Annotated in this window: 19 protein-coding genes; 12 read left to right on the plus strand and 7 right to left on the minus strand. The window is 48.5% G+C overall.

All coding sequences use genetic code 11. The annotated features are described in order from the left end of the window. Window position 1: 1 nt before the first annotated feature. The 7 genes from NNX04_RS02220 (at window position 2) to sthA (ending at window position 6,312) form a co-directional block, all read left to right on the plus strand. Window positions 2-1,204, plus strand: coding sequence for an NADH:ubiquinone reductase (Na(+)-transporting) subunit B (locus NNX04_RS02220; RefSeq protein ID WP_261947358.1), 1,203 nt, complete (start codon window positions 2-4; stop codon window positions 1,202-1,204). Beyond that, entirely contained in the window at window positions 1,197-1,973 is a 777-nt protein-coding gene (locus tag NNX04_RS02225) for a Na(+)-translocating NADH-quinone reductase subunit C (protein ID WP_007641787.1), read from the plus strand. Before NNX04_RS02220 ends, NNX04_RS02225 begins: the two co-directional genes overlap by 8 nt. A 2-nt stretch (window positions 1,974-1,975) precedes the next feature. After that, window positions 1,976-2,644: an NADH:ubiquinone reductase (Na(+)-transporting) subunit D gene (locus NNX04_RS02230; protein ID WP_007641786.1), complete on the plus strand. Its 669-nt coding sequence runs from the start codon at window positions 1,976-1,978 to the stop codon at window positions 2,642-2,644. Then, window positions 2,644-3,252 (plus strand): NADH:ubiquinone reductase (Na(+)-transporting) subunit E, encoded by a 609-nt coding sequence (gene nqrE / locus NNX04_RS02235; protein WP_007641784.1) that lies wholly within the window; start codon window positions 2,644-2,646, stop codon window positions 3,250-3,252. Before NNX04_RS02230 ends, nqrE begins: the two co-directional genes overlap by 1 nt. Window positions 3,253-3,269: 17 nt before the next feature. Further along, the gene (gene nqrF, locus NNX04_RS02240; RefSeq protein ID WP_151058071.1) at window positions 3,270-4,493 is read left to right on the plus strand and encodes an NADH:ubiquinone reductase (Na(+)-transporting) subunit F; all 1,224 of its coding nucleotides are present in this window, start codon (window positions 3,270-3,272) and stop codon (window positions 4,491-4,493) included. A gap of 94 nt (window positions 4,494-4,587) precedes the next feature. Continuing rightward, window positions 4,588-4,839 carry a (Na+)-NQR maturation NqrM gene (gene nqrM / locus NNX04_RS02245; RefSeq protein WP_040391792.1) on the plus strand — a complete coding sequence of 84 codons (252 nt, stop codon included), beginning with the start codon at window positions 4,588-4,590 and terminating at the stop codon, window positions 4,837-4,839. A 57-nt stretch (window positions 4,840-4,896) separates the two neighbouring features. Beyond that, entirely contained in the window at window positions 4,897-6,312 is a 1,416-nt protein-coding gene (sthA, locus tag NNX04_RS02250) for a Si-specific NAD(P)(+) transhydrogenase (protein WP_151058070.1), read from the plus strand. Between the two features lie 81 nt (window positions 6,313-6,393). Here the strand turns inward: sthA and NNX04_RS02255 are convergent, their stop codons facing one another. Then, window positions 6,394-6,735 carry a hypothetical protein gene (locus NNX04_RS02255; RefSeq protein ID WP_261947359.1) on the minus strand — a complete coding sequence of 114 codons (342 nt, stop codon included), beginning with the start codon at window positions 6,733-6,735 and terminating at the stop codon, window positions 6,394-6,396. Window positions 6,736-6,751: 16 nt separating this feature from the next. Next, window positions 6,752-7,324 carry a PilZ domain-containing protein gene (locus tag NNX04_RS02260; RefSeq protein WP_007641776.1) on the minus strand — a complete coding sequence of 191 codons (573 nt, stop codon included), beginning with the start codon at window positions 7,322-7,324 and terminating at the stop codon, window positions 6,752-6,754. A gap of 125 nt (window positions 7,325-7,449) precedes the next feature. Between NNX04_RS02260 and NNX04_RS02265 the strand changes: the two genes are divergently transcribed. Genes NNX04_RS02265 through NNX04_RS02275 form a run of 3 tightly spaced genes read left to right on the plus strand, consistent with a single transcriptional unit; the run spans window position 7,450 to window position 10,671 of the window. Further along, window positions 7,450-8,691, plus strand: a complete 1,242-nt coding sequence (locus tag NNX04_RS02265; protein ID WP_261947360.1) for a lipoprotein-releasing ABC transporter permease subunit — start codon at window positions 7,450-7,452, stop codon at window positions 8,689-8,691. Between the two features lie 13 nt (window positions 8,692-8,704). Further along, complete coding sequence (lolD, locus tag NNX04_RS02270; protein WP_261947361.1) at window positions 8,705-9,442, plus strand: lipoprotein-releasing ABC transporter ATP-binding protein LolD; 738 nt, start codon at window positions 8,705-8,707, stop codon at window positions 9,440-9,442. Beyond that, window positions 9,442-10,671, plus strand: coding sequence for a lipoprotein-releasing ABC transporter permease subunit (locus NNX04_RS02275; protein ID WP_261947362.1), 1,230 nt, complete (start codon window positions 9,442-9,444; stop codon window positions 10,669-10,671). Before lolD ends, NNX04_RS02275 begins: the two co-directional genes overlap by 1 nt. 53 nt (window positions 10,672-10,724) lie before the next feature. On the opposite strand, the gene NNX04_RS02280 is transcribed toward NNX04_RS02275, so the two are convergent. Next, the gene (locus NNX04_RS02280) at window positions 10,725-11,261 is read right to left on the minus strand and encodes a DUF2062 domain-containing protein (protein ID WP_261947363.1); all 537 of its coding nucleotides are present in this window, start codon (window positions 11,259-11,261) and stop codon (window positions 10,725-10,727) included. A 181-nt stretch (window positions 11,262-11,442) separates the two neighbouring features. Here NNX04_RS02280 and NNX04_RS02285 point away from each other — a divergent pair, with 181 nt between their 5' ends. Next, window positions 11,443-13,851 (plus strand): DNA internalization-related competence protein ComEC/Rec2, encoded by a 2,409-nt coding sequence (locus tag NNX04_RS02285; RefSeq protein ID WP_261947364.1) that lies wholly within the window; start codon window positions 11,443-11,445, stop codon window positions 13,849-13,851. A 35-nt stretch (window positions 13,852-13,886) separates the two neighbouring features. Here NNX04_RS02285 and NNX04_RS02290 read toward each other — a convergent pair whose 3' ends face one another. Both NNX04_RS02290 and NNX04_RS02295 read right to left on the minus strand, forming a co-directional pair. Beyond that, the gene (locus tag NNX04_RS02290; RefSeq protein WP_007641761.1) at window positions 13,887-14,120 is read right to left on the minus strand and encodes a hypothetical protein; all 234 of its coding nucleotides are present in this window, start codon (window positions 14,118-14,120) and stop codon (window positions 13,887-13,889) included. 121 nt (window positions 14,121-14,241) lie between these two features. Further along, window positions 14,242-14,625, minus strand: a complete 384-nt coding sequence (locus NNX04_RS02295) for a transmembrane 220 family protein (RefSeq protein WP_261947365.1) — start codon at window positions 14,623-14,625, stop codon at window positions 14,242-14,244. A gap of 183 nt (window positions 14,626-14,808) precedes the next feature. Between NNX04_RS02295 and moeA the strand changes: the two genes are divergently transcribed. Then, on the plus strand, window positions 14,809-16,044 hold the full coding sequence (moeA, locus tag NNX04_RS02300; RefSeq protein ID WP_261947366.1) for a molybdopterin molybdotransferase MoeA: 1,236 nt from the start codon (window positions 14,809-14,811) through the stop codon (window positions 16,042-16,044). Window positions 16,045-16,205: 161 nt separating this feature from the next. Here moeA and NNX04_RS02305 read toward each other — a convergent pair whose 3' ends face one another. After that, window positions 16,206-16,589, minus strand: coding sequence for an MmcQ/YjbR family DNA-binding protein (locus NNX04_RS02305; RefSeq protein WP_261947367.1), 384 nt, complete (start codon window positions 16,587-16,589; stop codon window positions 16,206-16,208). Window positions 16,590-16,596: 7 nt separating this feature from the next. After that, window positions 16,597-17,274 carry a sulfotransferase family protein gene (locus tag NNX04_RS02310; protein WP_261947368.1) on the minus strand — a complete coding sequence of 226 codons (678 nt, stop codon included), beginning with the start codon at window positions 17,272-17,274 and terminating at the stop codon, window positions 16,597-16,599. Between the last annotated feature and the right edge of the window lie 6 nt (window positions 17,275-17,280).

The following is a 17,280-nucleotide window of genomic DNA, read 5'->3' on the forward strand; positions in this document are numbered from 1 at the left end:
AATGAGTCTGAGAAGTTTACTCGACAGCATGGAGCCGCATTTCCACAAAGGCGGCAAATACGAAAAATGGTACTCACTGTACGAGGCCGTTGATACCGGTTTGTTTAAACCGGCAGATGTCACCAAATCTACCTCTCATGTGCGTGATGGTATCGATCTGAAACGCATCATGATCACGGTTTGGTTGTGTGCATGGCCAGCAATGTTCTTCGGTATGTACAACGTTGGTTTGCAAGCCAATACCATTTTAGCGGCGACTGGTGCTACTGGTATTGATAACTGGCATGGTGCTTTAGCAGCCATGTTTGCGGGTCACAACCCTGACAGTATTTGGGACAACTTTGTCTTGGGTGCTGCTTACTTCCTGCCAATTTATGCGACTGTATTTATTGTCGGTGGTTTCTGGGAAGTGTTGTTCGCTACTACTCGTGGTCATGAAGTTAACGAAGGTTTCTTCGTAACTTCGATTCTTTTCTCCCTGACCTGTCCTCCTGATTTGCCTTTGTGGCAAGCCGCCTTGGGTATCAGCTTTGGTGTAGTAATTGGAAAAGAGGTATTTGGTGGTACTGGTAAAAACTTCCTTAATCCGGCGCTCACCGGTCGTGCCTTCTTGTTCTTCGCCTACCCGGCGGAAATGTCAGGCGATGCAGTTTGGACTGCGGTTGATGGTTATACCGGTGCGACTACGCTCTCTATTGCTGCTCAACAGGGTATGGATGCTGTAATCAACCACGTTAGCTGGTTTGATGCGTTTGTTGGTTTTGAGCACGGTTCTATTGGCGAAACCTCAGCACTGGCCTTAATGATTGGTGGTGTTGCGCTACTAATTATGGGCATTGCGTCTACTCGCATTGTGGTCGGGGTGTTGATTGGTGCAGTGCTGACTACCCTGTTGTATAACTGGGCCGGTGCAGGCAGCAGTAATCCAATGTTCCAAATGCCATTCTGGTGGCACTTTGTTATAGGTGGCTTTGCCTTTGGTCTCTTCTTTATGGCAACTGACCCAGTGTCGGCATCGATGACTGATGCGGGCAAATGGATCTATGGTGCATTGATCGGTTTCATGGTGATTACTATTCGTGTGGTCAACCCTGCTTATCCAGAGGGCATGATGTTGGCAATCTTGTTCGCAAACATGTTTGCACCGACCATCGACTACTTCGTCGTTCAATCCAACATTAAGCGGAGACTGGCGCGTGGCTAACCAACAAACAGCAAAATACACCATCACAGTCACATTGATTATGTGTTTGGTGGCATCCGTATTGGTGGCAGGTTCTGCGGTGTTGTTGCGCCCCGCACAGGTTGCCAACAAAGCGCTTGATTTCAAGCGTAACGTTTTATCTATCGCAGGTATTTTGAATAAAGATCAATCAGTTGAAGAGCAGTTCAAACAAGTTGAGGTAAAAATTGTTGATCTGAATAGTGGTCGTTTTACCGACGCTATCACTGATATTGAAAAGTTTGATCAAAATGCATCCGCTAAAAAGCCAGATCTTTCCGATAAATTATCCTCAGAGGAAGATATTGCCAAAATCATTAGTCGTGAAAAGTATGCCAAGGTATTTTTGGTAAACGACGCGAATGGTTTGTCAAAAGTCATTCTGCCTGTGCGTGGCTATGGTCTCTGGTCAACCATGTCAGGTTTTGTTGCTTTGGATAAAGACTTAAACACTATTCTTGGGTTCGGTTTTTATTCTCATGCCGAGACACCTGGCCTTGGCGGTGAAGTTGACAATCCAAAGTGGAAAGAAATCTGGATTGGTAAAAAAATCTACTCGGATTCTGGCGAAGTGAAAATTGATGTGATCAAAGGTCACGTAGATTCAGCTACCGCAGATGCTGAGTACAAAGTAGATGGTTTGTCAGGTGCAACGTTGACCAGCAATGGTGTGCGCAACCTGATGAAGTTTTGGATGGGTGACAAGGGTTATAAAACATTCCTTGCTAACTTGAAAAACGGAGAGGCTTAATTATGAGCTTGAAAACGAAAGATCTCCTCACAAAACCGATTCTGGAAAATAACCCAGTTATTTTACAAATCCTCGGTATTTGTTCTGCGTTGGCGGTAACCTCCAGTGTAAAAGTTAGTTTGGTAATGGCCATAGGTCTGACCTTGGTATCTGCCTTTTCCAACTTTTTTGTATCGCTGGTGCGTAACTTTCTGCCTAACAGTGTGCGTATTATTGCGCAGATGATCATTATTTCTGCATTGGTAATTGTGGTTGACCAAGTGCTGAAAGCCGTTGCTTATGACATCAGTAAACAACTCTCGGTATTTGTTGGTTTGATTATTACCAACTGTATCGTAATGGGGCGCACTGAAGCCTTTGCCTTGAAAAACCCACCAATTCCAAGCTTCCTTGATGGTATAGGTCATGGTTTGGGTTACTCGGCGCTGCTGATTGTTATCGCCACTTTCCGTGAGATTTTTGGTGCTGGCAAATGGTTCGGTATTCAAATTCTGCCTACCGTTACCGAAGGTGGCTGGTATGTACCTAACGGTCTGTTACTGCTGCCGCCAAGTGCGTTTTTCTTAATTGGTATTATTATCTGGGCGCTGCGCACCTGGAAGAAAAACCAGGTTGAGAAAGCCGATTTCAAAATAGCGCCTAACTCTTCGGCAAATCAGGAGATCGCATAATGGAACATCTACTGAGTTTGTTTATCCGTTCAGTATTTATTGAAAACATGGCGCTGGCATTCTTTTTGGGGATGTGCTCATTTATGGCCATGTCTAAAAAAATCAATGCTGCTATTGGTTTGGGTATCGCGGTTATTGTGGTGCAAACAGTAACTGTTCCTGCAAACAACCTGATTTTGACTTACTTGTTGAAAGAAGACGCGTTGGCTTGGGCTGGTGTAACCGGTGTTGATTTGACCTTCCTGAGTTTTATTTCATTTATTGGTGTTATCGCTGCAATTGTGCAGATTATGGAAATTGTGATGGATAAATATATGCCTGCGCTGTACAACGCGCTGGGGGTATTTTTACCACTGATTACCGTGAACTGCGTAATTATGGGTGGCTCACTGTTTATGGTTGAGCGCGATTACCATTTTGTTGAAAGCGTAGTTTACGGTGTCGGCTCGGGTGCTGGCTGGGCAATTGCAATTGTTGTGCTGGCGAGCATCAAAGAAAAGCTGAAATACTCAGATGTACCTGAAGGTCTTCGTGGCTTAGGTATTACCTTTATCACCGTGGGATTGATGTCATTGGGCTTTATGTCCTTTGGCGGCATCTCTCTCTAGGCTAAGCGAGGAATCTAATGAATACTGAGATTTTATTAGGCGTAGGCATGTTCACCTTCATAGTGCTGGCACTGGTGGTGGTGATTCTTGTTGCGCAGGCAAAACTGGTTAACAGCGGCGATGTGCAAATTCTTATCAATGATGAGAAAACCATTACCGTTCCTGCCGGTGGCAAGTTGTTACAAACACTTGCTGCTAACAATGTATTTCTGGCGTCAGCCTGTGGTGGTGGTGGTAGCTGTGCACAGTGTAAATGCGTAGTAAATGATGGTGGCGGTTCTATTTTGCCAACGGAAGAAGCGCATTTTAATCGCCGTGAGCAAAATGAAGGCTGGCGTTTAAGTTGCCAGGTTCCGGTAAAACAAAACATGAAAATTCATGTGCCGGAAGAGGTGTTTGGTGTGAAGCAGTGGGTAACTACTGTTGAATCCAATCCTAACGTGGCAACCTTTATTAAAGAGTTGACCCTGCGTCTGCCTGAAGGTGAAAGCGTGGATTTCCGTGCGGGTGGTTATGTGCAACTTGAGTGTCCACCACACCACGTCAAGTTCTCAGACTTTGATATTGAGCCCGAATATCGCGGTGACTGGGAGCGCTTTGGTTTCTTTAATCTGGAATCAAAAGTGACTGAGCCAGTGATTCGCGCTTATTCAATGGCGAATTACCCGGAAGAAAAAGGTGTGGTTAAGTTCAATATTCGTATTGCAACACCTCCACCAAAATCTCAGGGCATTCCTCCGGGTCAAATGTCATCTTATGTATTTAGTTTGAAGCCGGGCGATAAAATCACCGTATACGGTCCATTTGGTGAATTCTTTGCTAAAAAGACCAATGCTGAAATGGTGTTTATCGGTGGTGGTGCTGGTATGGCACCTATGCGTTCGCACATTTTCGATCAGCTGCGCCGCTTGAAAACCGATCGTAAAATGACATTCTGGTACGGTGCTCGCTCGCTGCGCGAACTCTTTTACAAAGAAGATTACGATATGCTGCAGGCAGAGAATGAGAACTTTAAATGGCATGTGGCGCTGTCAGATCCTCAGCCAGAGGATAACTGGACCGGCCTCACGGGCTTCATTCACAATGTTCTCTATGAGAATTATTTGAAAGATCATCCGGCGCCAGAAGATTGTGAGTTCTACATGTGCGGCCCACCAATGATGAATGCCGCCGTGATTAAAATGTTGAAAAGTCTTGGTGTAGAAGACGACAATATTTTGTTAGACGACTTCGGCGGTTAATGAAAAGGAAAACGAGGCAGGGAAACCCGCCTCGTTTTTTTTTAACGATAGTTCATTTGCTTTTAACAAAAGCAGTAAAGCCTGGAGGTCTATCATGGCTGTACTTGTGGTTACACTAGTGGTGATGTTGTTTGTTGCATTCGCTTTGTCAATCAGTGTATTGGCTGGCCGTAAACCTGTATCCGGTTCCTGTGGTGGTGTGGGTAAAGCCTTGGGGGATCCCAATTACGTGTGCGAGTTGTGCGGTGGCGACGAAGCAAAATGTGCGGAAGAAAAATCCAAGCCTGTCCGTACTGAGTTGAAGGCAGATGACCTTTCGTATGATGCGAGTAAGAAGAAGGAATAATTGTTGCAAGACTCAGCAAGTCTTGGATGTCTCATTTGATGATTAGAGGGGAATAAATTGACTGGTCGTAAAAAATCGGCAGATCACAGCTACGATCTTTTAGTAATCGGTTCTGGCCCTGCGGGAGAAAGTGCTGCTATAGCAGCCGCCAAAGCGGGCAAGCGTGTTGGTGTGGTAGAAAATAGGGCACTGGTTGGTGGTGGGTGCGCACATAAAGGCACAATTCCTTCTAAATCTTTGCGCCATGTGGTCAAACAAATATTGCAATTTAAAGCTAATAGCCTGTTTCGTGAAATTGGTGATAGCCGCCGTTTAACCTTTCCACGGGTACTGCAATCTGCCGCGAAAGTGATTCCTAAACAAGTTGAATTGCATACCAACTTTTATGTACGCAACCGGGTAACGGTACATATGGGGCAGGCATCCTTTAGTAATCCGAATGTGATTAATTTGGCGATGCTGGATGGTGGTACAGAGACAATTCATGCCGATAAGATCGTAATAGCTACAGGTTCACGTCCTTATCGTCCAGTTGATATTGATTTTAATCATCCCCGTATTTATGACAGTGACACCATTCTGGAAATGCAGCACACCCCACGTCACATCATTATTTATGGCGCGGGTGTTATTGGCTGTGAATATGCCTCGATTTTTTCGGGCTTGGGTATGCGGGTAGATTTAATAAATAACCGTGAGCGATTGTTGTCATTTTTAGATGATGAGATTTCTGACGCGCTCAGTTATCACCTGCGCGACAGTGGTGTGACTGTACGTCATGGTGAGGAGTACGAGGCCATAGAGGCGAGCGATAGCAGTGTCACTCTCTTCTTAAAGTCAGGTAAGCGTTTAAAGGCGGATGCCATCCTTTGGTGTAATGGACGCAGTGGTAATACTGACCAACTGAATTTAGCGGCGATAGGGTTGGAAGCAGATCATCGTGGCAATCTTAAAGTTGATGCAGAGTATCGCACGCAAGTTGAAAATATATATGCGGTTGGTGATGTGATTGGCTGGCCCAGCTTGGCCAGTTCTTCCTATGGTCAGGGGCGAGCAGTGTCCGGTGGTATTTTTGGCGACGAATGCCGCCCGGTTCAAGATGTGCCCACAGGAATTTATACCTTACCGGAGATTAGTTCGGTGGGCAAAACGGAAACTGAATTGACACAGGCCAAGGTTCCCTATGAAGTCGGCCGTGCGTTATTTAAAAATACCGCACGCGGCCAAATCAGCGGTGAAGATGTGGGCATGTTGAAGCTGCTATTTCATGTGGATACGCTTGAAATCCTCGGTGTTCATTGTTTTGGTGCTGAGGCCGCGGAGATTGTTCATATTGGTCAGGCGATCATGACGCAGAAAGGCGAGGGAAATAATATTCATTATTTCCTCAACAACATCTTTAATTATCCAACGATGGCCGAAGCTTATCGTGTTGCGGCATTGGATGGCATTAATCGCATTAGTCGCCGTTAGTAGAATCTGTTTGGTGCTGATTCACAGATATAAATAAGGGCGCTTCAAGCGCCCTTATTTTATTGTCTGCGGAGATATTTTTTATTCGTCCAATATAATGGTTTGATCTTCCTGTGGTTTGAATTTGGCTACGGTATGAATGACATGATCATGTTCAAAATACACCACAAACTCGCTGTATTTCCAACTGGAAATAGGTGGCTCTCCTTTGGCGGGGATGGTTTCCAGTGGCTCGCCAAAGGCCGCTTGCACGCTTGCTTTGGTCATTCCTTTTGCGGGCATTTTCACTGAAGCTTTGGCGGCGGTTTGTTGCCCTATCGGTATTTTTATTTGTTCGGCATGGACGCCGCCCATAATGTTGGCCGCGAAGAACGTTATGGCGCTGGTGATGATAAATTTACGCAGACTGTTGGCGGTATTCACTCAGTAGTCTCCCGAATTATTGCAGGTAATGTTGGCTTTTACGTCGCTCGGCCATTTGGGCGCGCATGATTTGCTGACCAATCAGTTGTTGGTGAGCATCCGTGGCGCGATGAAATTTTGCCGCAATCTGATATTCGCCACTGTTATTGGGTTCACAGCGTATGACCTTGGCAAACAACGCCAGCCCTGCATTACTGGGTAAAAAAATCAAACGCATGGCGATAAAAGAGTTTGGTTTAACGAGACGCGAACTACCAAAAGCCACACCACCTTCACTGAGATTGACCTGTTTGATGGTTTTTGAGGGCGGCAGGGGTTTGGAATCCGCCATTATCTGCTGGCTAATGATGTCAATTTTGCGATTGAGATTTTGTAAATACTCGCCCATTGCCCGGCTGGTTTCCTTGATCTGATGAAAAAGGTGCGCGTTGTCATTATCAATCTTGCGCAGCTCGGCAAAAAACTTTAACGACAAAGTGTCGGGGAACTGCAGCTCGGGTGCAGCGGTATTAGCGGTGATCTCTTCCACCTCTTTAAATTCGATGGCGATACTTTCATCGATGCGAAAGTAGCTGCGGCGTTCACTCATGACAAAAATCTTCCCGCTGTGATGATTGAGTAAACATAGCACAAGCTGGTCCTGCTGGCGCCGATTTATCGGTGGGGAGGGTGGTTTTACTTGAGCAACGCAAGGCAATTGGGTTTAATGCGCTCATGCTAAAAAACATTCCCCTCTATATCGGTTTGCGCTATACCCGCGCTAAACGTCGCAATCAGTTTATTTCTTTCATTAGTGCCTTTTCATTGGTCGGCATGGCGCTGGGCGTTATGGCGCTGATCATCGTACTTTCGGTGATGAATGGCTTTGATCGTGAAATGAAGGAGCGCATTCTCAGCGTGATTCCTCACGGCTACATAGATCAGCTGCCAGCACTAAAAGATTGGCAAGCGCTTTCTGCAACAGTTGAAAAACACCCCGATGTTATTGCCTCTGCTCCCTATATCGCCAGTAGCGCGATGGTGAGTTACGCCGGTGGTTTTGAGGCCATAGAGCTTCAGGGAATTCTGCCAGACAGCGAGGAGCGAGTATCTATAGTCAATCAACGTATGGTGGTTGGCGATATGGCGGCATTGCAACCCGGCGAATACGGCATTGTGATGGGTCGCCTATTGGCGAGTCGTTTGATGCTGACACCCGGCGATAAAGTGCGGGTGACCTCGCCCGAAATTAATATGACCCCCATGGGCGCATTTACGCGCTCACGCAGCTTTACGCTGGTGGGTGTGTTTGAGGTAAAGGCACAGGTTGATTCCACGCTTGCGTTGATTCATTTACAAGATGCACAAAAATTCCTGCGCCAGCCGGGCGTGCAAGGGCTGCACGTAAAAACCACGGATTTATACAGCGCGGGCCGGGTAATGTCAGAGCTGCGCCAGCAATTGGGTGAACAGCAATATCAGGTGAAGGATTGGAGCCAAACTCAAGGCAGCTTATTTCAAGCGGTGAAAATGGAAAAAATCGTTATTGGCTCGCTGTTGATGATCATTATTGCCGTGGCGGCGTTCAACATTGTTTCCAGTTTGGTATTGATGGTGGCGGATAAGCGCTCTGATATCGCGGTATTGCGCACCATGGGTGTGAGTGCGCGCCAGGTGATGGCTATTTTTATCGTGCAGGGCAGTGCAGTGGGTTTTATTGGCACCCTGATTGGTGCTGTATTGGGTTGTGTTATCGCGGTGTCACTGACCCCGGTGATGGGCTTTTTGGAATCTCTGGTCGGGCTGCAGGTATTTGATCCAGAGGTGTATTTTATTAGTCAGTTGCCCTCGCTACTGCTGTGGACTGACGTTGTATTTATTTGCTCAGTGGCGCTGTTGTTAAGTTTTATTGCCACTTTATATCCCGCCTATCGCGCGGCCCAAATTGAACCGGCCGAAGCGCTGCGTTATGAATAATCCGAAGGCTGTTATGAATAATCCGAAAGCTGTTATGAATGATTCTGCCGCCGTATTAGTTTGTCGTCAGGTGAGTAAATCTTATCGTCAGGGTTCGCTGGCAGTTGATGTGCTGCACAGCGTGGATTTCCAAATCAACAAGAGCGAGCGCGTCGCCATTGTCGGTGCCTCGGGTTCGGGCAAGTCAACGCTACTTAATATTCTCGGTGGTCTGGATGTGCCGGATAGCGGCGAGGTGATTGTCGCAGGTGAGCAGTTGTCGCGCTTGAGTGCTGATGCGCGCGGTCGTTTGCGCAACCGTAGTCTGGGTTTTGTGTACCAGTTTCATCACTTGTTGCCAGAGTTCACTGCGCTGGAAAACGTGACTATGCCGCTGTTGATTGGCAATTGTGCACCTGTTCAAGCCAAAGCCCGTGCACTGGAGTTGCTGGCGCGGGTGGGTTTGGCTAAACGGGTAGATCACAAGCCTTCCGAGCTTTCGGGTGGCGAGCGTCAACGGGTGGCGATTGCCCGCGCTTTGGTGACCAACCCTGCCTGTGTATTGATGGACGAACCCACCGGCAATTTGGACAGTCATGCTGCTGATGCTATCCAGGCATTGATGCTGGAGTTAAATCAAGCGATAGGTACCAGTTTTGTGGTGGTAACCCACGATCCGCGTCTGGCAGCACGTATGGATCGCACCTTGCGTTTGGTGGATGGCGTTCTGGTGCGTGACGAAGAATCCTCTGCGGCGACCGGTGCTTACTGATGTTAAATCGCACTATCTTTTTAATCGGCGCACGCTACGGCATAGCCCGGGGCCAAAATCATTTGGTGTCTTTTATATCGCGTTTATCAATCGCAGGCTTGGTTATCGGTGTCGCCTTATTGATTTTGGTGATGTCGATTATGAGCGGTTTTGAAAAGGAGCTGCGTGACAATATTTTGGGCGTTATGCCGCAAGCGACGGTTTATCACCGGAATGCGATTGAGGATCCACAAGCCTTAGTGGCTGAGTTAAAAAAGCATCCGCGCGTCGTAGGCGCTGCTCCTGTTGTACAGCTGCAGGGGCTGTTAAGTCAGCAAAAGCGCGTGGCCCCTGTCATTATTTTTGGCATCGACGCAACACAAGAACAAAACATCTCGAAGCTGCCCGCCTTTTTACCGCAAGGTACGCTTGAAAGCTTGGCAGGCAACAAATCGGCGATTGTGATTGGTCGCGGCGTCGCTGAAAAATTACGCCTTAGTAAGGATGATAATCTCAGTTTGATTTTACCTAACGAAGGCAATAACTCGCCCACAGTAAAAGTGCTGCAGGTAATTGCGATTCTGGATACTCATACCGATATCGATAACGGTTTGGCTTTAATGGATATAGAAAGCGCTGCTGAACTTTCCGGTTACCCGGGGCAGGTGACAGGTATCCGGCTGAAGATGGATGATTTATTTGCGGCGCCACAAATTGTGCGTGAGATTATGCAAAACATGTCAGATGACTATAGCGGTGTAAGCTGGATGCGTACCCACGGTGGTGTTTATCAATCCATCCAAATGTCAAAAAACATGGTCAGCATGTTGCTGTTTTTGATTATCGCTATCGCCGCGTTTAATTTGGTTTCAACACTGATTATGGTGGTAGTCGATAAACAGGGCGATATTGCGATCCTGCGCACTATGGGCGCCTCGACGTATGAAATTATGGCGATCTTTATGGTGCAGGGCGGGCTGATTGGTTTGATTGGAACTTCAATCGGATTGGTGCTGGGTGTTGTACTTTCCCATTGGGTAACGCCCTTTGTGCAATGGATTGAACGCACTTTTGGTGTTCAGTTTTTACATTCGGATGTTTACCCGATTACTTATCTGCCTTCCGAATTGGTTATTGCTGATGTTGCCAAGGTGGTGATCACAGCACTGGTGATCAGTTTTTTTGTCACCCTTTACCCCGCATGGCGCGCCGCGCGAATTCAACCGGCCGATGCGCTGCGCTATGAATAGTTGGATAAATTAAAAGCATAAAAAACCCGCGCTAGCGGGGTTTTTATTGTCTTTTATTTTTCTTCAGAAGCTTTATGAACGCGTTTTTGCTTCCGCTTTTCCCAGTTATGTCGCACATGCCATCGCCAATATAATTGCATACCAAAATAACCCAGTGTCCCAAACACCAAACCGGTAAGAACCGATCCGGCAAGTAATGGTTTCCATAAATGACCAAATTCGTTTGCCAGCCAATCCCAGGTTAATTCTGGTTGCACCAGCAGTGGCTCACTTTGCAGAATTACTCGTCCCACTTGATAGGTGATGAAAAAGAAAAAGGGCATAGTTAATGGGTTGGTAATCCATACCAATGCCACCGAAATAGGCAGGTTGCACCGAAAGATCAGCGCGGCTACCGCCGCCACAGGCATCTGCCCTGGAATAGGCAGCAATGCGATAAACAGCCCCCAAAAAAAAGCGACTGATACAGAGTGGCGATTCAGGTGGAATAAGTTTGGGTCGTGCAGCAGATCGCCCAAAAAATGCAGTGCCGGATTGCTTTTAATTGCAGCGGGTGATGGAAAAAAACGTTTCAGTAAATTGCGTGCCATGCTGGAAACCAGAGTACAGCGTAAAAGATTGCGCATTATGCCTATAAATCTGCATTAACACTACGCAGACTTTACGGGCTGGTGCACTTGTTTGCGTGTGGATCATGCCATAAGCTGGGCTGCAATCTGATGACAAGGAGCTCATCTGGACTCACTACTCACCTACGAAAGGATTCTGTAATTGCCATTAAAACTCCTGTTTTTCAGCTTGGGCGTAATCGCCTTCGGTTATTCCCCGCACTTAATTTCACTGTCGTGGCTTTGGTTGCTTGCACCCCTTGCTCTGGCCGCTATTTATTGGCCGCGATTTCGGCTCCCGGTTATTTTCAGCGCAGGTCTCGCGTGGGGACTGGTATCTGGCCACAATTTAATCGAACAGCAGTTGGCGGAGAACTTGGTCGGTCGCGACCTTGTGGTAACTGGGCAAATTACTGGGTTACCTGAGCGCGATGTACATCGTTTGCGTTTTGACTTTCGGGTGCAGGCGATTACTGGCGCCAGTGGCGAACTTCTCCCACTTGACCAATTCCCGCGCAAATTACAATTGAGTTGGTACTTGCCACGAACGTATGGCGCTCAAGATTCCGCTCGGCTAACGCACAGCGAGCTGCCGCAATTGGCAATTGGCGACTACTGGCAGTTGACTGTGCGCCTCAAGCGACCGCGCGGTTTTGTGAACCCGGCGGGATTTGATTATCACGCCTGGTTACTGCGGCAAGGCGTTGGCGCCACTGGGTACGTGCTAGCGACAAGTGATAATCGCGCGCTTCATTCCATCAATACATCATTTCACTGGGACGATTGGATCAACCAGCGGCGCCATAATCTCCAGCAATGGGTGGTGCAGCACAGCGATAGCCCCGAGCGGGGCATTCTGGTGGCCTTATTAATTGGCGATTCGGGGCTGGTCGAAAAAGCCCAATGGCAGCGTATGCAGCAAACTGGCACCAGCCACTTGATTGCCATCTCTGGTCTGCATGTGGGGTTTCTTGCACTCTTTGGGTTTTATGCGGGGCTGCTGCTAGGCAAGTGTGTGCAATTGTTGTGGCATCGTTGCCCGGCGCAGATGATCGCCTGGCTCAGCGCTATTGTTTGCGCCAGTTTTTACGCGGCCTTGGCAGGGTTTAATATTCCCACGGTGCGCACGCTCATTATGCTTAGTTTGTTTTACGCCGCGTGTTTGGCGCGCCGCAACCTGCGTATTAGCGATATTTTTTGCTGGGCTTTGGCACTCGTTATGCTCTTGGACCCGCTGGCCGCGTTCGACATGGGTTTTTGGTTGTCTTTCGGTGCTGTAGCACTGTTGCTCATGTATTTTTCCGGACGTTTGGTGACCAAACGCACTATAGAACCTTGGGCTGGTTTTACCTTCAAAGAACTGCTGATCGGCTTCATTCGCTCCCAGTGGGTAATGTTTATAGGGCTTATGCTGCCGCTCAGTTTATTGGTTAGCACGGTTTCGCTGGTCGCGCCGGTGGGTAATGCTATCGCCATTCCGCTGATCACTTTTTTTGTCGTGCCCTTGTTGCTGATTGGTGCTGCGGTGGGCGATGTATGGTTGGGCCTAAGTAACAGTTTACTGGCGATGGCGGCAGGTGCGATGGAATGGCTTGCCGTGTTTTTGGACGGCTTGCTCGCGTTTGCCGGCTCTTGGGCTAGCCCGGTGGTGGCTTTTTCACCCGGCCTATTACTGCTACTGGCGCTGAGTGTTGTGGTGATGTTATTACCGCGCGGCTTGCTGCCTAAATACTTGGGGGTTATCGGTATTAGTGTGGCGGCCAGTTTGAGCTTTTTAATTAAACCGCCCACGGCAGACGATTTAACCGTCACCGTTCTGGATGTCGGCCAAGGTACTGCCATCGTGGTGCAAGTCGGCTCGAGCACCTTGGTGTACGACACCGGCCCGCAATATTCCCGCAGTTTTGATGCCGGTAGCGCCATAGTTGCCCCTTACTTGTATGCGCAGGGTATTCGCACCATCGACTATTTGGTGGTTAGCCACTGGGATGCGGATCACGCCGGTGGCCTCAAGGGGTTGCTGGAAAAAGTTGAGCCAAGGCAGTTATTGGGTGGTGAGCCGGAGCGAGTGGTCAGTGCGCTCACACAATTGCAAAGCTGTCATGACCATTTACCTTGGCGTTGGGAGAGCGTCGAATTCCGCTTTTTACCCGTACCAACCAGTGCACGGACTAGTGCCAATAATCACTCTTGTGTGCTGCTGATCAGTTATGGCGCTGAACATATTGTTTTGCCGGGCGATATAGAAACCAGCGTCGAACATCAGTTGCTCTATGAGGATCAGGTGCCCGATAAGTTGGCGTTGCTTGCAGCTGCGCATCATGGCAGTCGCACTTCGTCCGGCGTGTTGTGGGTGCAGCGCACACAACCGCGTTACGTGGTGTATTCGGCAGGTTATCGCAACCAACACGGGCACCCGCATCCCCAGGTGCAAGCGCGATATCGCACTGCTGGCAGTCAGGCGATTAATACCGCCGATACCGGCGCGGCGGTTTTTCGTTGGCGTGATGGTAGCCTGCAGGCCGTTGAATTACAGCGGGAAAGAGCAGGGCGCTATTGGTATGACCACTAGCGCCAGCAGAGCTAACTGCCACGGGGATATGAAAATTAACGACGTGCCTTTTTGGTTTTAGTCGCTTTGCTTGAGGGGTGTTTACCGGTAGTTTTTGCTTGCAGGGCAAGGTTGGAGAGCATCAGCTGAAAGGCGCCAAAAAATATCGCCATCAAACCAAGCAATGCGGAAAACACAAAACCGCCACTATTGGTAAGTACATAAGCCAGTAGGATTATCAGCACCCCAAATGCGATAAAACCCAAGCCCAATTTTTTTTGAAAGTGCATTGCGAGTTCACTCCTGTTGTTATGAAATTTGGAATTAATCGTTAAATTAAAATGGCGAAAGAACCTGGCTGAAACAAAGTGCTCAGGCTGATGCGCCTGGGCACCAACCTGTTACTAAAAATTATCTATTTTTTGCCTTAAATACGGCAAGCCATTGGCTGATGATGACCAGCGCCAGTGCAATTAACGCCCCCAAGAATTCACGCGCCTCTTCAATATAAGGTTTGTTGGGGTTCATGCTTTGCATAAGCGGCTCTTCTGTCATATGCAAATAATAGTTATAGGCTCCAGCCCCTGTGCGCGCCATTTCAATAGCACAGGCGATGAGTGCTACTACCGCAACGATTTTTAATGGCTTATTAATGAGCGCCAGAAAGGGGACAGCGGCGCAGAGCAGATAAAACGCAATCCACAGAATTGGGTCTGGGTCGTTCCATTGCACGGCAGAAAAAGCGAGCAACAATAGCAGGTTGATGGTGAGGACAGCATTGCTTACATAACGCATAAATTATTCTCTTGGGGAAGCGGGCAGGCGTGCGATAGTAACAAGCTGGCCCGCTGCTAGCCAAGCGAGTTTGTTTTAATGCCAGGGGCGATTAGTTGTCGCGGAACTCATACATAAGGCTAAACTGCGACTCGGATTATTGGTATAAGTTTTGGTGCAGATGATGGCGGTGGAGATTTGTTAATGGATCAATGTTCACAACCCGGGTTACTGGCTGTTGAGGCCGCGCTGGAGCGCATATTAAATCAGTTAGCGCCAGTGCAAGAGACCGAAACAGTGGCGCTCGCGGATGCACTGGATCGCGTATTGGCGCAAGCGGTAATGGCGCCGATTAATGTTCCGGCTGGCGATAACTCGGCGATGGATGGTTATGCCCTGCAGGCTGCTGATTGCAGCGGGGCGAATGCCGGTACCTTGCGAGTTATCGGCCAATCACTCGCGGGGCACCCCTATGTAGGTGAGCTGCGTGCGGGCGAGGCGGTTCGCATCATGACGGGCGGCCTGATCCCTGTTGGCGCCGATGCGGTGGTAATGCAGGAAAATACCCTGCGTGTCGGCGATCAGGTAAATATTACTCAACCCCCTGTTTCCGGCGAGAATATCCGCCGCGCCGGTGAAGACATTGCGCTGGGCACGGAGTTGCTCCCGGCTGGCCAATTGATTACCGCGTTGGATATCGGGCTGCTAGCCTCGGTGGGCTGTGCCAGCGTAAGTGTGCTGCGCAAATTGCGCATTGCCTTGCTCACCACCGGCGATGAGTTATTGCTGCCAGGCATGGCGCCACAGTTGGGTAAAATTTACGACAGTAATCGCCCGTTACTGGCGGCATTACTGCAACGATTGCCGGTAGAACTGCTGGATCTCGGTATTATCCCTGACGATCCACACGCCTTGCGCGCCGCGTTCACTACTGCAAGCCAGTGGGCTGATGTGGTGATTTCCACCGGCGGTGTCTCGGTGGGTGATGCGGATTACACCAAAGATGTGCTCGCGGAGTTGGGAGCTATCGACTTCTGGAAAATCGCCATGAAACCGGGTAAACCCTTTGCGTTTGGGCGTTTGGGGCAAGGTTGGTTTTTTGGCCTGCCGGGCAACCCGGTTTCCACCGCAGTCACCTATCACCAATTGGTAGTACCGGCGCTGCGCCATTTGGCGGGCGAGCAATTGTTTGCCGCCGCATCGATTATGGCGCAAGCCGTTGCACCCTTAAAAAAGCAGCCAGGGCGTATGGATTTCCAGCGTGGTCTGCTCACTAATGAGCAGGGCGCTAACCGTGTAATCAGCGTTGGCTCGCAAAGCTCTGGTGTACTTAGCAGCATGGCTAAAGCCAATTGTTATATTTGTCTGGAGCGCGAACGCGGCTCGGTAGCGGCGGGCGAATGGGTAAATGTTATGCCGTTCGATAAATTTATTCGCTAAATGACAATGATTTAGTCAGGGCCGGAAACTGACTAAAGCAGTTCTGCTGGGTGATGCCCCGGTCAGCTGCGCGTCTAACGCGGTAGCAGACTATCGATCCCGTCCAAGCCGCATCGATATTTACGTTTAATATTTATGCGGTTGTCTAGTGTAGTGAATCCTTATATCAACCAAGCCAAACCCTCATGCTGGATTCGCAAACGCTGCTTAACTACCTTGGGGAGTTTTTTTACGATTAGCGTGTAGGAGTGATCTATCTGCTTGAACACCTCGCTTTGTGGCAAATTGCCGGTTAAATCCACTGTGTTCCAGTGCTTTTTGTTCATGTGGTAGCCGGGGGTTACTTCGCTAAAAACCATGCGCAGTTGTTCTGCCAGTACCGGGTCGCACTTTAGGTTCAGGCGCTTGCTATTCGCATCCTGAAAATAAATAGCAAACACTTTGCCTTCCACTTTATACACATGAATATCATCGCCAAACGGGTAATCCAGTAATGCGGCTGGGAGATTGATTAAATACTTGTGTAATGTTTTATTCGGGTTCATGGGTGAATCACCTGTTAAGCCTGAGCTGCCGATAATCCAAAAATTGGCGATGTTCTGCGCCTGCACTCAGTGAATTAATTTTATTCGGATGTTTGATGGCTTTCCAATTATCGACTTGTTTACCGCTATTCAAATGCGGGAACTGTGTATGCAGGGATTGTTCATGCGGGGAGTGTGCAGTCACCGGTGGTTCAAACCCCATGAACCTTAATAATACTGGCAGGCTATTGCTGTCGCTAATATCAATGCGTAAAAAGTCATCCCGCTGCGCGAAATAATCCATCACCTGTTGTTGATGGTTTATATAACAGGCTTCCAAATGTTCTTTGCTTAAAGGGTTGCTGGTTGTGAAAGGCGCAAATATCTGGTTCATCACCCGTTTCAATACCGGATTTAAATAACCGGTTTTAGGTGCAAGTTCCGGCAACATTTTGTTTAGCAGCATTTGCATGGATGGCACCCAGCGCTCAAGGCTGCGTTCCAGATACACAAACTTCGAATGGGGAAATAGCTGATCCAGTTCTTGGTAATCACAAAAGCATGGCGCATCGGAAACAACATCGGCTAATTCAAATGCGCGTTTGGTATACGCCGTGTGCGCCACTTTAAATCCATAATCCAACAGCGCCACACTGATGCTGGTGGTGCCAGTACGCGGCAATCCGATGATAAAAAGTTTATTCATAAGGTG

This window comes from Cellvibrio sp. QJXJ (assembly GCF_024452345.1).
Lineage (GTDB): Bacteria > Pseudomonadota > Gammaproteobacteria > Pseudomonadales > Cellvibrionaceae > Cellvibrio.

Excerpts from the sequence above, each read along its gene's own strand:
- NNX04_RS02260 (WP_007641776.1), bottom strand. The coding sequence starts at position 7,324 with ATGAGTGAACGCCGCAGCTACTTTCGCATCGATGAAAGTATCGCCATC.
- nqrM (WP_040391792.1), top strand. The coding sequence starts at position 4,588 with ATGGCTGTACTTGTGGTTACACTAGTGGTGATGTTGTTTGTTGCATTC.
- NNX04_RS02265 (WP_261947360.1), top strand. The coding sequence starts at position 7,450 with ATGCTAAAAAACATTCCCCTCTATATCGGTTTGCGCTATACCCGCGCT.
- moeA (WP_261947366.1), top strand. The coding sequence starts at position 14,809 with ATGGATCAATGTTCACAACCCGGGTTACTGGCTGTTGAGGCCGCGCTG.
- NNX04_RS02290 (WP_007641761.1), bottom strand. The coding sequence starts at position 14,120 with ATGCACTTTCAAAAAAAATTGGGCTTGGGTTTTATCGCATTTGGGGTG.
- NNX04_RS02305 (WP_261947367.1), bottom strand. The coding sequence starts at position 16,589 with ATGAACCCGAATAAAACATTACACAAGTATTTAATCAATCTCCCAGCC.
- lolD (WP_261947361.1), top strand. The coding sequence starts at position 8,705 with ATGAATAATCCGAAAGCTGTTATGAATGATTCTGCCGCCGTATTAGTT.
- nqrF (WP_151058071.1), top strand. The coding sequence starts at position 3,270 with ATGAATACTGAGATTTTATTAGGCGTAGGCATGTTCACCTTCATAGTG.
- nqrE (WP_007641784.1), top strand. The coding sequence starts at position 2,644 with ATGGAACATCTACTGAGTTTGTTTATCCGTTCAGTATTTATTGAAAAC.
- NNX04_RS02275 (WP_261947362.1), top strand. The coding sequence starts at position 9,442 with ATGTTAAATCGCACTATCTTTTTAATCGGCGCACGCTACGGCATAGCC.
- NNX04_RS02295 (WP_261947365.1), bottom strand. The coding sequence starts at position 14,625 with ATGCGTTATGTAAGCAATGCTGTCCTCACCATCAACCTGCTATTGTTG.
- NNX04_RS02310 (WP_261947368.1), bottom strand. The coding sequence starts at position 17,274 with ATGAATAAACTTTTTATCATCGGATTGCCGCGTACTGGCACCACCAGC.
- NNX04_RS02230 (WP_007641786.1), top strand. The coding sequence starts at position 1,976 with ATGAGCTTGAAAACGAAAGATCTCCTCACAAAACCGATTCTGGAAAAT.
- NNX04_RS02220 (WP_261947358.1), top strand. The coding sequence starts at position 2 with ATGAGTCTGAGAAGTTTACTCGACAGCATGGAGCCGCATTTCCACAAA.
- NNX04_RS02280 (WP_261947363.1), bottom strand. The coding sequence starts at position 11,261 with ATGGCACGCAATTTACTGAAACGTTTTTTTCCATCACCCGCTGCAATT.